The sequence below is a fragment of the Pseudomonas sp. GW821-FHT11D10 genome (genome assembly GCF_058808435.1).
The window spans coordinates 107,272-121,717 of record NZ_JBXARR010000006.1 but is presented as its reverse complement, the minus strand read 5'-3'; the positions used below and the strand labels follow the sequence as shown (position 1 = coordinate 121,717).

The window sequence follows — 14,446 nt, the reverse complement described above, 5'->3', positions numbered from 1 at the left end:
GGTACAGCGATGATCGGGCGTAAATCCGTTCGAACTTTCTGCCGTCCCGTCAACTCTGAAACCGTCACAGGGTGATGAATCCGCCAGAAAAAACCATCTGTCGGGTCAGAAAGGACAATTGCCGTGTAAGCTTTCGCGCAATGCTTTTCCATTCCCCCATGGCCGCAGGCGGCCCACTGTACGAGCGACCTACATGCAAGCAAAGGCCCGCGAGGTTCATGTACCACCGGTGTTGCAGGATCTGCGCGCCGGCACGGCCGAACTGCACATTGCACTGGAAAAACGCCTTCCTTTCTTCTCCGACACCCTTGATCTGCAGGCTTTCGAACGACTGATGCGCGCCTATTACGGCTTCTATCAGCCACTGGAAAGCGCATTGCAGGACAGCGGCGAGATACCGGCCGATTTCGATCTGGTTTCGCGCCTCAAGGCGCCGACCCTGCAACGCGATCTGCAAGCGCTGGGCGCGAATGGCGGAGCGTTTTCGCTCTGCCGCCAGTTGCCCGCCATCGACTCCGCCGCCGCCTGCCTGGGCGTGCTGTACGTGCTGGAAGGCGCAACCCTCGGCGGACAGATCCTGCGCCGGGAGATCGCCGCACGCCTGAGCCTGGACGCGGACAACGGCGCCGCGTTTCTGGATATCTACGGCGCTGCCACCGGCCGCCGCTGGCGCGATTTCATCGAATACCTGGGCAGTCGCCCGATGGACGCCGACGAGCGTGAAGCCGTCGTGGCGGCCGCCCACACTACATTCAGCTGTTTCGAGCGCTGGCTCGAAAGCCAGGAGGTTCTGGTATGACCCCGCAAGACAAAGAAGCCTTTGAAGAGTTGCTGGCCAACTGCGCCGACGAGCCGATCCGCTTTCCCGGCGCGATCCAGCCGCACGGTTTGCTGCTGACCCTGAGCGAGCCGGACCTTTCGATCATCCAGATCAGTGCCAACGTCGAGACCTTGCTCGCACGCCCGGCACAAGAGCTGATCGGCCAGCCACTGCAAAGCCTGATCGGCGATGCCCATGCCGCGCAGGTTCGCGAGGCCTTGCAGCAACCGGCCTTGTCCGATGCGCCGCCGCTGCACTTTCGCCTGAATGGCACGGCGTTCGAAGGCTTGCTGCACCGGCATCAGGATGTGCTGATTCTGGAACTGGAAATCCACGTCGAGAACTTCCAGCCGCGCAACGTTGCCGGCACCGAAACCCACCTGGGGCGGATGCTCGCGCGCCTGCAAAAGGCCCAGAGCCTGCAAGCGCTGTACGACATCAGCGTCAAGGAAATCCAGGCCATGACCGGTTACGACCGGGTGCTGATCTATCGCTTCGAGGAGGAGGGCCACGGTCAGGTCATCGCCGAAGCGTCCGATCCGTCGATGGAAGTCTTCAACGGTCTGTTTTTCCCGGCCTCCGACATCCCCGAGCAGGCCCGCGAGCTGTACCGCACCAACTGGCTGCGGATCATCCCGAATGCCGACTACCAACCGGTGCCGCTGGTGCCCAAGTTGCGCCCGGACACCCAGACCCCGCTGGACCTGAGTTTCGCGACGTTGCGCAGCGTGTCGCCGATCCACTGCCAGTACATGAAGAACATGGGCGTGCTGTCCTCGATGAGCATTTCCCTGCTCAAGGGCGACCGGCTCTGGGGCCTGATCAGTTGCGGCAACCGCCAGCCGCTGCACGTGCCGCACGAGTTGCGCACCGCATGCCAGACCATCGGCCAGGTGCTGTCGTTGCAGATCAGCGCGATGGAAGCACTGGAAGTCAGTCGCCAACGCGAGGAAAAGGTCGAGGCGCTGGCGCTGCTCAATCAGGCGATGATCGATTCGCCACAGAACGTCTTCGATGGCCTGGCCAACCAGCCGCAAGTCCTGATGGCGCTGGCCAATGCCGGCGGCATCGCGATCATCGAAGACAAGCAATTGCACCGCTACGGCAACTGCCCGGAGCCGGAAGAGATTCGCGCCCTGCACAAGTGGTTGCAGGAGCGTGGCGAGCCGGTCTTTGCCAGTCATCACCTCGCCAGCGTTTATCCGCCGGCCGCGCAGTATCAGCAGGTCGCCAGCGGCGTGCTCGCCATGAGCCTGCCGAAACCGGTGGACAATGGCGTGCTGTGGTTCCGCCCGGAAGTCAAAGAGAACATCAACTGGAGCGGCGACCCGCGCAAGCCGCTGGACCTGGAAAACTCCGACGCCGGCCTGCGCCTGCGGCCGCGTACTTCGTTCGAAATCTGGAAGGTCGAGATGGCCGGGATTTCCACCAAGTGGAGCCACGGCGATCTGTTTGCCGCCAACGACCTGCGTCGCTCGGCGCTGGAAAATGATCTGGCCCGTCAGGTGCGCCGCGAACAGGAAGCGGTGCGCGCCCGTGATGAATTGGTGGCGGTGGTCTCCCACGATCTGCGCAACCCGATGACCGTGATCTCGATGCTGTGCGGCATGATGCAGAAGGCTTTCAGCTCGGACGGGCCGCACACTTCGCGGCGCATCTCCACCGCCATCGACACCATGCAGCAAGCCGCCGGACGCATGAACACGCTGCTGGAGGACTTGCTCGACACTTCGAAAATCGACGCCGGGCGCTACACCATCGCGCCGCAGAAACTCGATGTCGCGCAGATGTTCGAAGAGGCGCAGTCACTGCTCGCGCCGCTGGCGCTGGACAAGGACATCAGCATCTCGTTTGAGGCCGATCCCGACCTGAGCATCCACGCCGACCCGGAGCGGTTGTTTCAGGTGCTGTCGAATCTGGTCGGCAATGCGATCAAGTTCACTCCGCGCCTGGGCACGGTCGATGTGTATGCCAAATCGGTCGGTGACGACATTGTCTTTACGGTACGTGACAGCGGCGAAGGCATTCCCAAGGATCACTTGCCGCACGTGTTCGACCGCTACTGGACGGTGAAGGAAGGCAATCCGACCGGCACCGGGCTGGGGCTGTACATCACGCAAGGCATCGTCGAGGCCCACGGCGGGCGGATCGTTGCCGAGAGTGAGCCGGGGCAGGGCAGCGAGTTTCGCTTCACTGTGCCGCGTCAGGACTGAAAAAGCCGATCAGCGCTGGGGGGCCTGCAACATGGCCACCCATTCTGCGGCGAATCGATGGCAATCGCCGGGCCAGCGCGCTGTCAGCAGTTGGCCGTCGCGCACCACAAATCCCGTTTGAAGTTTATTCGCGCCATCGCGTTTGGCAATCAGCGGCCCGCGTTTGAAGTCGGCTTTGCTGGCCAGCGCGGTCTTCACTTCCGCCTCGACGGTCTGCTTGTAGGTGCGGTAGTAGCGCCCCAGCCAGGCAGCTGTCATCAGCCACGCCGGCAATTCCATGGTTGCCGCGAGCAACGCCGTCACCTTGCGCCCGAACAACACGGAACGCCCGGTATCGGGATCAAGCGTTCGGGCCAGCAACAGCACGCCATGACACACCGCCGCCACGGGTTTCTCTGTCTTGAAAAATTGCAGGGCGATCTGCTGAGCCTGTGTGGATTCCAACAGCGTGCGCATCCCCTTGGCATGACCACCGGGGATCAGGAGACCGTCAAATTGGTTCGTGTTGACATCGGCATACGCCAGCGGCTGCCTGAACGCTTCGGACTTGATCATCTGCGTGTAGCTGTCCAGATCGGCCTTGCGCGTCATCAGCATCGAACTCAACAGGCCGAAGCCTACATCCACCAATCGTGGATCGGCATGGGCAGGCAAACCTTGCGGCGTGGCAAAACGTACTTCGATCCCCGCATCGCAAAGCGCCTTCCAGGGCACGCTGCTTTCGGTGGGGTCGTAATCGGCAGATGGCAGCAGAATCAGAATCATCGAGGGCAGACTTCCTGGTCAAAAGTGGTCGCATAGCCAGAGCGTAGTGGGTCTGCGCGAGCGGGGGTAATTTCCTTCAATACCGCCTGCCGGGTGCCGGCTACCGTGAGCGCCTTGTTCCTCGATTTGAAGCAGGTGTGCGATGAGTCTGATTGTGTCGATGGCGGCGTTTGCCCTGGCCGCGTCCATAACCCCGGGACCGGTGAATATCGTGGCGTTGAGCTCGGGGGCGCAGTTCGGCTTTCGCGCCAGTCAACGGCATGTAGCCGGGGCGACGCTGGGGTTTGTGTTGTTGCTGGTGTTGATGGGGTTGGGGCTGCATGAAGTGTTGAAGCTGTGGCCCTCGCTGACCCGTGTGGTGCAACTGACCGGGGTGGCGTTTCTGCTGTTCATGGCCTGGAAACTGGCTACCGATGACGGCCGGTTGAATGCGGGAGAATCGGGCAGGGCGCCGTCGATGCTCTACGGCGCGGTGATGCAATGGCTCAATCCCAAGGCCTGGCTTGCCTGCGTGGCGGGGATGGGCGCGTTTGTCGCCGATGGCGAGGCGCGGCTGGTGTGGCAGTTTGCGGCGGTGTATCTGGTGATCTGTTATCTGTCGGTCGGGTGCTGGGTGTATGCCGGGACGTTTTTGCGCGGCTATCTGCATAATCCGGCGGGGATGCGCTTGTTCAACCGGGTGATGGCGTTGCTGTTGGCGGTGAGTGCGGGGTATTTGCTGCTGCCCTGATCCGTACTCCGGCAGGCGGAGTACGGAGGTGTTGCAGTCAGTTCAACCGGGCATCGTCAGAAAATACCGTTGAGCTCCCTGAATACATGGGGTGGCATGGCCGTGAACTGGTTGTTGCGCAACTGGCTGATCGAGTACAGCGCACTGGCGGTACGGCCATTGCCATCACCGAAACCCTGGAAACCGACCACGGCCCCCAGCACCTGCTTGTCAAAGTGCGGATGGCTTGGATCGAGCTTCTTCAAATGCTGCTCCAGTAACGCGAACCCGGTCGGGCTGCTGCCATATTGGGTCGGGGCGCCGGCGTCGCGCACTTTGTCGACGGCTTCCGGTACCAGTTTGCGATGGATGTCCCGGATCACGTTCGGATCGGTCAGGGAGGCCTTGTTCGCGGTGTACTCGTGCAACACGCCAAGGATGTTATCGAAATCGTTGCCGTTGGACGTCGAGCCTTTCAACATCCAGGCGGTCGCTCGTTGTGCGGGATCGGTAAAGCCCGAGGGATTGAACAGTGAATCGGGCATCACGTCGTTGTAAGGCGGTTTACCCAGATCCAGTTTCAGAATGTCTTGCTGATAGCCCTTCATGTATCGGGCTTTCTTGCTTTCCAGTTCGTACAGCACTGCCAGTGTTTCGCTGTAACCCTGCGCCGTGCTGCGCGCATCGTTGAGTTGGACGGGGTGACCTTTGATGAATGCTTCCGTCAGCTCCTCCATGGCTCCTCGCCCGATCAGCGACTCCAGATCGCCGGCCTGTTTTGACTGGTACGCGGTTTCCTTCACAGCATTGTTCGCAAGATGCCGTAATTCTGTTTCGGAAACCCCTTTGGGCAATTTGAAGTGTTTGTCGCTCAAGTGAGTGACGATGTGTTGAGCGTTTTCGATGGCATCGCTTTTCAGCAGCGCCCGCGCATGGGAAACCGTGTCCAGTGACATCCGCACCTGTGCCGCAGAGCCTGTGTGATCAATGACTTTGAACAGGTCGTAGCTGTTTGCGCCGGTCAGGAACCTGAGTTGCTGTTTCGCCTGATGCACCAGTGAGAGCGCCCCTCCGCTCAGTTTCGTAACACCTCGACCGAGCAGTTTGCCACCCGCCTTGAGCAGTTGCGGCAAGCCCGATAACGGGTTGAACAAGCTCAGGGCCGTCTTTGCCAGAACCCGCGAAGCGGACAGCAGTTTGCCGGCGATAGTCGCGGCTTTGCTGGCGGCGGCAGCGATCGCCACGGGCGCGGCGAAAATAGTCATCGCCAGTACAGCGGCATCGACAATGCAGTCGAAGATTGCGCCGCCGTGCTTCTTCGGATCCCCGGAGGTCAATCCTTCCACGCAACCCTTGAAGGGAATGATCAGGTTGAGAATCATGTTGAAGATGGCATCGGTCTTTTCAATCGCCTTTTCCCGTACGGTTTGCTGCAGGCCCAACTGGTGAATCTCTTGTTCGGTGATGTACGGATTTTTCCTGGCGACCAGCCAACCCAGTGTCTCCATGCGAGAGGATCGATAAAGGGGGATTTGATTATCCCGGTCGCTGTGGTCGGCGGGTGCTTCAAGGACACCGATCCTGCGGACCTGGATTCTGGACTGGACGCCGGTTTTGGGCGGCACGTTTTGCAGGTAGGCCTGTAGATCGATGGGGACCTTCTCAAGTTGTTTCTCGTCGGCGAAACGAGTGTCGAGCTGGTAGAAGTTTCCGGATACCAGCGGCTCGAAGAACGCTTCGAGATCCGGGTTGTAGCGACACTCCATCCTGAGTGGAAGCAGCTCAAAGCACTTGACGGCGTAACCGTGCTTCACACAGAGAATGACACCGTAACGACCGGTCTCTCCCGGAAGGTACGTAGCTGGACTGATGCCGCCGCGGCCGTTGGTCCGCGCGGGTCTGTAGTTCATTTTCTGAACGCAATAGACCCCGATCGCACCGTATTCGAGGGACGCTGCATCTTCCGGGAGCACCTGTGAAATGGCGATCTGGATATTGCGCGCCAGCCCCCCGAGCACAGCGTCGAAATGACGGGTGGTCGCCGACTCGTAAAGCTCGGCAACGGGATAGAGATAGGGCAGCTCCGGGAAGGATTTGTAGATACTGGTGCCTCTGATGCGATCCCAGTCCTGGGTGTGCAGTTCGTCACCCATGTAGAGATCCAGCACCGACACTTTGCGACCGGCGCCACCGCCCGAGCCGCGATGTTTGACCAACAGCTCATCGGGGTCGCAATCGCGTTCCTGGGTCTTCAGCTCTTTCAATGCGAGCTGTCTGCGATCGGGAAACGGCCTGGAAAAGTGTTCGGCGGCTTCGAGCGTCAAGCCAATGTAATGATCGTATTCGCGCATGGCGCGCTCGATCTCTTGCGCGCCGAGTTCACCTTGCGCATCTCGCGTGATGAAGCCGTTCATCCAGGCCCAGGTCACCACCGGGTCCACTGAGCCTTCAGCCTGCAGTGCTGCCAGTGGCGCGAGCGCTTTTGTCGACTGGCTGAACCCCATCAAATGTTGATAAGTCATTTTGCGGCTGGCGCCAGGCGCCAACGCTTCGACCAGATGCACGGCCTGCGTGGCGATCACCCAGGCCGGCGTCCCCATCAACAGGCTGAACGGCCAATCGCTAAAGAGATATTCCGGTGCCATCCCCGCCAGAACCATCTGCGATACCAGAGGGGCGAGCGAGGGTTCGACGTACAGGTTCTTGATCAGATGCGCTTCCAGGTCTGCCCGAACCCGGGAAGGATGTTGTTTGAAGTAACGTCTGGAATACAGATCGAAACCGGCGAAGTGGGTATTGGCGATATCGAGCGCGGGGTCGAGGTCAAGCAAGATCACGGCAACCGCCAGTTGCTCCATGAGCTCCGTCGATTGTTTTGTTTCTGCTTGTTCATTAAGCCAGCCCAATCTGGACAGGTAATATTGCCCGTGCCGGGACGCAGCACTTTCGATCAATTGCTGCAGGCGATAGTCCGTGCTGGTTATAGCGCCGTCACCCGATGTGCTTTCAATCAGCAAACGTCTGCCGAGGACATTGACAATGGCTTCAAAATCCAGGGTGCAACTTTGTATCAGATCAAGAATTAATGCCCGGTTATTTCCCTCAAGCTTGAACGGTGACTCGTCGGAAGCGTCCAGAAGTTGCCAATAGTTTCCGTACTTCGGCGGCGCGGGCAATGTCGAGAAGTTCAACAGATCAAGCAGGTTGCGGGTGTCCTGTTCGTTGTCCGGCACTTGCAGCCCGTTGAAACGCAGCCACTGACCGACCGTAACTTCGTCTCCCGTAATGATCCAGCCACCACTGGCGGCGGCGACCTTGGCCAATAGCGGAAGGTTGTCGGCGAAGTCAGCCAGACCTGCTATATCAGCGGTGATCTCTCGCAGAGAAACAAACGGGGTAGCGGGCCGGCCTCCGCTGGAGACCATGTTTCGATAGCTGGAATAGAGTCGAGCATTCTCATCCAGCAGAAAAACAGCGTTGTCCGAAATCTTGCGGCGAGCGCGTATAAAGTGAAAATCGTCGTGGCGCAGAAGTATGGCAAGCGAGATTTTGCCGCTGCGATGAATTCGGTCGAATGTGCTGTCCTCCACGCACGGAACCAGAATTTCATCCCATTTCCAGCCAAGGCGTTCAATGGCGTATTCATCGCTGATAAAGTTTGTAATGGTCTGGCTTACTGCCTTTTTCTGAAGTGTGTTTGTGGAGTCGTAAACATAGTTGTCCATTGGCTTCATGATTCGGAATCCATTCTCTAATAGCGAAATAAATGAGGTGTGGTGGTTGTTTATTGATTGTCGTGTTTGTGCGGTAGACAGGTTTTTAGAGTAAAGATCCAGGGCGAAAAGTTGATGTGGATTAATGTTCGAAGTGTTTCTTTGGTTTGGCGTGAATGAGAGGGGAGGCTGTTTTTAAAGGCCTGAAGCTTTGTTGGCGATAAATATGTATATCTTTCCGGGTATGTAGACTTATGAAAGTGACCGGGTGTAACCAGTTGATCGTTCTGAATACAGATTTTATATGGCACGAAAAGTGTGAGGGAGTAATCAGCTGTGTCGAAACGAAGGGGGGGCTGGGGCGGTTTAAAGGTGTTCAAGAATACTTCCGGCAAACCACAACACCTTGCGCCGTTGCCTACGCATCCGCCAGAATCCGCTGGCTTGTGCGCCTTGGGGGCGGGTTCTATCGTGTGTCGGTCGCTGACGAATCAGCGATCGGGTTTAGCGACTCGAATCATAAATAGGTGCATCAGCGCTCCATGCTTTGTCGCAGACTCAATGTCTGAAACTCCGCTATGGTGGCTGTATGCGGGAGACCCTCGGGTCTGCCGGGTGCCTATAACCGGTTCGCTAACCTGCGTACAGCCGCCTCCTTCCTGTTTAGCGACAGTTCCGGGCGGCTCCACTCTTATAGGAGCTTCACGATGATCAAGCCAACACCCAACCCACCCGAAACCGACACTACCTCGCCCTACGAAACCCTCGACTCCAAGAAATTCCACGAAGCCGCCGAACGCGCCCTCGACCACTACCTCAATCCGCTGCTCCCCAGAAAACCGCTGCTCAAACCCAACACCCGCTACCTCATCGCCCCGGGCATCGACAGCGAAGAACTGCTGGCCGATGCCTGCGAAACCCTGACCTCGGCCAAAATCATGGCCACCGACTTCGCCGGCCTGTTGGACGGCTCGCATCGGCATGTGCTGCTGGGCATTGCGCAATTGATCATGCTGGGGGAACTGGCGGTGAATCGAGCGCTGGATAATCTGGAATTGAAGGCTGAGGCAGCCCAGTAACCTGATCGCTTGATCTGATCGTTCCCACGCTCTGCGTGGGAATGCAGCCCGGGTCGCTCCGCGTCCCTTCCGGAGCTGGAACGCAGAGCGTCCGTTAAAGCATTCCCATGCGGACGGTTCAACGCCTCGATGTGGGAACGATCCAAATCCAAACGGCCCATTGCGGGCCGTTTTTGCTTTTAGCCGCGATACTGCCCCGGCGTAGCCGCCAGATGCTGTTTAAACGCCCGCTGAAAATGCGCCTGATCGGCAAACCCGGCCTCTAGCGCCACATCCGCAATCAACTGCCCGCGCCGCAGACACTCGCGGGCAAACTGAATACGCTGGTTGACCACAAACGCATGGGGCGTCATGCCGAAGTGTTGTTTGAAGGCGCGGATCAAATAGGACGGTGACAGTTCGGCAGCGGCGCAGATGTCGTCAAGGCTGAGCAGGTCAGTGCAATGCTGGCGGATATAGTCGGCGGCGCGTTCGAGTTTAAAGTTCGGCTCGCGCAACGGTTGTTCGATGGGATTCAGGCGCAGTTGCAAGTCACTGAAAAACTCCACCGCCGCGCTCTGTTTGCGCAGCACGTCTTGCTGCTCGTCGACCAGTACCGCGTACAACGCATTCAAGTCGCGAAACAGGCGGGCGTCATTCAAATGGGTATCGGAAAACCGCCGAAACTCAAGTTCCGCACTGAACCCCAGCTGATGCTGCAGATCCGTCAGCCACGGCGTTTCCACATACAACATCAAATACGACCACGGCTGATCATCGATCGGGTTACACGCATGCACGTCCCCCGGGTTCATCAGCACCACGGTGCCGGCCGCCACTTCGAACGAGGATTGTTCATGCACGTAAGTGCTGCGCCCGGCGGTGATTGCGCCGATGGAAAAGTGCGCGTGGGAGTGCCGTGAATAGCAGACCTCACGCCCGTCGGCGATGGCCCGCGCCTCGATGAAGGGCAGGGCGTCGTCGCGCCAGAAGCGCGGGGCTTGTTCAGGGTTCTTGGCGGCAGTGTGTTTCATTGTTGGGTTCTCGGCAGGCCAGTGCCCGAGTGTATTAGCTCTGCCCGGCGAAGGCTCGTTCCAGTTCGGCGATGTCGAGTTTTTTCATCCCGAACATGGCCTGCATCGCCCGCTGGGCCTTGGTCTGGTCGGGGTCGGTCATCATGTGCATGAACGCCACCGGCACGATCTGCCACGACACGCCGAACTTGTCCTTGAGCCAGCCGCATTGCTGCGCTTCCACCGGCCCGCCGGCGCTCAGGTTGCCCCAGAAATGGTCGACCTCTTCCTGGTTCTGGCAATTGACCTGAAACGAAATCGCCTCATTGAACGTGAACACCGGCCCGCCATTGAGCCCGGTGAAGGTATGGCCGTCGAGTTCGAAGCTGACGGTCATCACCGAGCCTTCCGGGCGGCCGTGAAACTCCTGGCCGACCTTGCTGTAGTGGGTGAGGGCGGTGATTTTCGAATGATCGAAGATCGAGCAGTAAAACTTCGCCGCAGCTTCCGCCTGATCGTCGAACCACAGGCACGGAGTCAGCTTTTGAAAACGTTGCATGGCAGTCATCCTCGGCAGGTTAGACACGCTGGATAACAGCGTAGTCAGTCTGCCGGTGACAGGGGCTGCCGTAGATCGGCCAGTGGCCGGAAATCAGAAATCCCAGCGGGTGCTCAGTTGCAGGCTGCGCGGTTCGCCATAGAAGCCGGTACCGAAGTTGCCGAGGCCGGTGTAGTAGGTCTTGTCGAACAGGTTCTTGATATTGAACGTGGTGCTCAGATGTTCGTTGAAACGGTAGCGGGCCATGGCGTCCACCAGGTAGTAGCTGCCCTGGGTGATGCGTACGTTCTGGCCGCTGCCGGTCGGGTCGGGTTGGAACACGTTGCCGAAGAACTCGCTTTGCCAGCTCACGCCGCCGCCCACGGTGAGGTTTTGCAGGGTGCCCGGCAGGCGATAGCTGCTGAACACTCGCACGATCTGTTCGGGCGCAGTGGTTTGCAGGATCGCGCCGTAGACCGGATCGCCTTTGGCGTCGCGGGTGTGGTTGAAGGCGTAACCGGCGGAGAGGTTCCAGCCTTCGCGCAGTTCGCCGGCCAGTTCGAATTCGAAACCTTCGGTGGTTGCGCCTTGCACGGTGCGGTAGACGGACTGGCTGTCGAAACCGCTGACGTATTCGGCGATGTTGTCCTGTTCGATGCGGAACACCGCGAAACTGGCGTTGAGCCGACCGTCGAAGAACCCGGCTTTCACTCCCGCTTCCAGGCTGTTGCCCTGCACCGGGTCGAGCACGTGGCGCGAGGCGTCCTTGCTGGTTTGCGGCTGGTAGATGCGGGTGTAGCTGGAATACAAAGACCAGGTTTCATCGAGGTCATAGACCACGCCGGCGTAGGGTGTGACGACGCCGGTCTGTCGGTAGCCGTCGCGTACGTCCGGGGTGTTCGGGTCGCTGTAATCGAGGTGATCGCTGGCAGTGAAATCGCTGACCCGGCCACCGAGAATCAGTGCGAGATCGTCGGTGGGTTTGAGGCGGGTGGCGAGGTAGGCGCCGGTCTGGCGTTGTTCGATGTGGTCACGGCCGACCTGCGGAATGTCCGGTTTGGGAAACTCGCCGCGCCAGTCGAAGATGCTGCCGTTCAGCGCCGGGTAGACCGAGCCGTAGACCGGAATGTCCTGGCGGGTGTTCATCAACATGAAACCGGCGATCAACTGGTGTTCGCGGCCCAGCAGGCTGAAGGGGCCGCTGAGGTTGAGGTCGATGTTGTCCTGAACCTCGTCGCCCTTGAATTTGCCCATGTACAGGAACATACCGTCGCCGCTCACCGGGTCGGGATTGCCGCCGCTGGCGGAGCCGAGGAGTGTGTCGTGCTGGCGGTGTTTGCGGTCGTAGCTGAGCTTCAGCGTCCAGTCGTTGGCGAGTTGCCGGTTGAGGGAAGCGAACAGCGTCTGGTTGGTGAAATCGCGGCGGCTCCAGTCTGTGGCCGGGTTGAACGAGCGCGCGAAATTCGTTCGCGAACCGTCGCTGTAGAACATCGGGAAACCGGTCCAGCTGGCGCCGCGCGAGCGGGTGTTCTGCTGGTCGAAACCGAGGGTCAGCAAGGTGTCCGGCGTGAGGTCTGCTTCGAGGATGCCGTAGGCGATGTCCCGGGTGTTTTGATAATGGTCGGCATGGGCGCGGCGCTGTTGATGGACGCCGACGAAGCGCCCGCGCAGATTGCCGCTGTCGGTCAGCGGCCCGGCGATATCGGCTTCGCTGCGGTAGTTGTCCCATGAGCCGACGGTGCCGCTGAGCGAGGCCTTGAATGCCGGGGTCGGACGTTTGCGGATCAGGTTGACCGTGGCCGAAGGGTCGCCGGAACCGGTCATCAACCCGGTGGCGCCCTTGATGATTTCGATCCGGTCGTAGGGCGCCATGTCGGTGCTGGTGGTGCCGTAATCGTAGACGCCGTCGTAGTCGGTGTTGACCCCGTCGTACTGGAAGTTGGTGATCGGCGCGCCTCGGGCGGAGAACTCCCAGCGCTCGCTGTCGTAGTTCTGCACGCTGATGCCGGGCGCGCGGCGCAGGATGTCGGCGATGCCGGTGGCGCCCTGATCGTCGAGTTGCTGGCGGGTGATGACAGTGACCGACTGCGGGGTTTCGCGCAGAGATAGCGGCAGGCCGGTGGCCGATGCGGTCGAGCCGGTGGTGTAGGTGCCGGTGTCTTCGGTGATGGCGCCGAGCTGTCGGCCGGAAACGGTGGTGGCGTCCAGCTCCAGCGGACCTTGCCCGGCCGGCGCGGCCCGCAACACGTAACCGCCCGCGCTCTGCGCCTGGGCCTGCAGGCCGCTGCCTTGCAACAGGCGTTGCAGGGCTTGTTGTTCGGTGAAGTCGCCGGTCAGGCCGGGGCTGCGCTTGTCGGCGGCGAGGTCATTGTGGCCGGCGAGGAACACGCCACTTTGTTCGGCAAAACGGTTGAGGACGCTGACCAACGGGCCGGGGGCGATGTTGTAGCGATGGGTTGCTGCGTGCAGGGCTTCGGCCACGGCATTCGGCGCGCACAGCCCCGGCGTGGCGAACGCCAGGGCCAGGGTGAAGCGGGTGCGGGCAAGCGTGGAGCGCAGCATGGAGTTCCCGAAGGCAGAAAAGGGGCTACTGAGAATCAACCGAACGAGACGGCCAAAAGGGAACCGTGAAATGAAAAATAATCAGCCTCTGGGTCCGACGTTGACCCACCAGCTCAATGTCTTGTCGACCCGGATCGGCAACGCCGCCTCGAGCAATCGCAGCGCCTGATCGGTGTCCTTGAGCGGGAACGAACCCATCACCGGCAACCGCGCAACGGCCGGATCGCAATGCAGATGCCCCGGTCGATAGCGGCTGAGTTCTTCGATCAGTTCGCCCAGCGGCAGGTTGTCCGCCAGCAGCAGGCCCTGACGCCAGGCTTCGCGGGATGGATTGGCCGGGGTTGTGGCGTGCAGTTGCTCAGCGTTGAACGCCAGTTGCCGTCCGGCCTGCACCACTTCGATCTGGTCGTTGTGATTGCGCACTTCCACCGCGCCTTCGAACACGTTGAGCACCGTTTGCTGATCGCTCTGACGGACGCTGAATCGCGTGCCGAGGGCGCGCATCCGGCCATGAACGGTGTCCACCAGAAACGCTCGGTCGGGATCTTTCGCGGTGTCGATCAGCACTTCACCGGCGCGCAGTTGCAGCCGCCGTTGCGTGGCATCGAAACGTACGTTGACGGCGCTGAGGGCGTTGAGCCAGATCCGACTGCCGTCGGCGAGCGTGGTTTCAAGGGTATCCCCGGTGCCGGTGGACAGGTCGGCGCTCAGGCGTTCGAAGGTGCCCGGCAACGGCGTGCCGCGCCATACGGCCCAGCCGCTGAGTCCGGTGGCGGCGAGGATCAACAAGCCCTTGAGCGACTGACGACGGCTGATCGAAGCGCGCGGGCTGCTGCGCAAAGTGTGGCTGACGGCAAGGGCATCGTTCTCGCCCTGCAGCGGCGCGAAACGCTGGCCGACCCGTTCCACGTAGCGCCACGCTTCCTGATGCTCGGCGCTTTGCGCCAGCCAGGCTTTCCAGCGTTGGCGTTCGTGGTCGGCGACGTGTTCGTCGTGCAGTTGCACGTACCACTGCGCGGCCTGTTCGAGGCTGGCGTGACTGAGTCGGTTCATGA

The 14,446-nt window shown here is 60.3% G+C and carries 10 protein-coding genes; 4 read left to right on the top strand and 6 right to left on the bottom strand.

Going from position 1 to position 14,446, the window contains the following annotated elements; genetic code table 11:
* The first annotated feature begins 193 nt into the window (after positions 1-193).
* Positions 194-799, top strand: a complete 606-nt coding sequence (locus AC1RT4_RS18880; RefSeq protein WP_493086980.1) for a biliverdin-producing heme oxygenase — start codon at positions 194-196, stop codon at positions 797-799.
* Positions 796-3,033 (top strand): ATP-binding protein, encoded by a 2,238-nt coding sequence (locus AC1RT4_RS18875; protein WP_493086978.1) that lies wholly within the window; start codon positions 796-798, stop codon positions 3,031-3,033. Before AC1RT4_RS18880 ends, AC1RT4_RS18875 begins: the two co-directional genes overlap by 4 nt.
* A 9-nt stretch (positions 3,034-3,042) precedes the next feature.
* Here AC1RT4_RS18875 and AC1RT4_RS18870 read toward each other — a convergent pair whose 3' ends face one another.
* Positions 3,043-3,798 (bottom strand): type 1 glutamine amidotransferase domain-containing protein, encoded by a 756-nt coding sequence (locus AC1RT4_RS18870; protein WP_493086976.1) that lies wholly within the window; start codon positions 3,796-3,798, stop codon positions 3,043-3,045.
* 142 nt (positions 3,799-3,940) lie between these two features.
* Between AC1RT4_RS18870 and AC1RT4_RS18865 the strand changes: the two genes are divergently transcribed.
* Positions 3,941-4,528, top strand: coding sequence for a LysE family translocator (locus tag AC1RT4_RS18865; protein WP_493086974.1), 588 nt, complete (start codon positions 3,941-3,943; stop codon positions 4,526-4,528).
* A 56-nt stretch (positions 4,529-4,584) separates the two neighbouring features.
* Here AC1RT4_RS18865 and AC1RT4_RS18860 read toward each other — a convergent pair whose 3' ends face one another.
* A complete protein-coding gene (locus tag AC1RT4_RS18860) occupies positions 4,585-8,241 on the bottom strand; it encodes a hypothetical protein (protein ID WP_493086972.1) in 3,657 nt (1,218 codons plus the stop codon).
* Between the two features lie 686 nt (positions 8,242-8,927).
* On the opposite strand from AC1RT4_RS18860, the gene AC1RT4_RS18855 reads away from it, so the two are divergent.
* The gene (locus tag AC1RT4_RS18855) at positions 8,928-9,299 is read left to right on the top strand and encodes a DUF6124 family protein (protein WP_493086970.1); all 372 of its coding nucleotides are present in this window, start codon (positions 8,928-8,930) and stop codon (positions 9,297-9,299) included.
* A 179-nt stretch (positions 9,300-9,478) separates the two neighbouring features.
* Here AC1RT4_RS18855 and AC1RT4_RS18850 read toward each other — a convergent pair whose 3' ends face one another.
* From AC1RT4_RS18850 to AC1RT4_RS18835, 4 genes are all read right to left on the bottom strand, one after another.
* Positions 9,479-10,312, bottom strand: coding sequence for an AraC family ligand binding domain-containing protein (locus AC1RT4_RS18850; RefSeq protein WP_493086967.1), 834 nt, complete (start codon positions 10,310-10,312; stop codon positions 9,479-9,481).
* Positions 10,313-10,346: 34 nt separating this feature from the next.
* Positions 10,347-10,850, bottom strand: coding sequence for a VOC family protein (locus AC1RT4_RS18845; protein WP_493086965.1), 504 nt, complete (start codon positions 10,848-10,850; stop codon positions 10,347-10,349).
* A gap of 93 nt (positions 10,851-10,943) precedes the next feature.
* Entirely contained in the window at positions 10,944-13,391 is a 2,448-nt protein-coding gene (locus AC1RT4_RS18840) for a TonB-dependent siderophore receptor (RefSeq protein WP_493086963.1), read from the bottom strand.
* Positions 13,392-13,472: 81 nt separating this feature from the next.
* A complete protein-coding gene (locus AC1RT4_RS18835; RefSeq protein ID WP_493086961.1) occupies positions 13,473-14,444 on the bottom strand; it encodes a FecR domain-containing protein in 972 nt (323 codons plus the stop codon).
* Between the last annotated feature and the right edge of the window lie 2 nt (positions 14,445-14,446).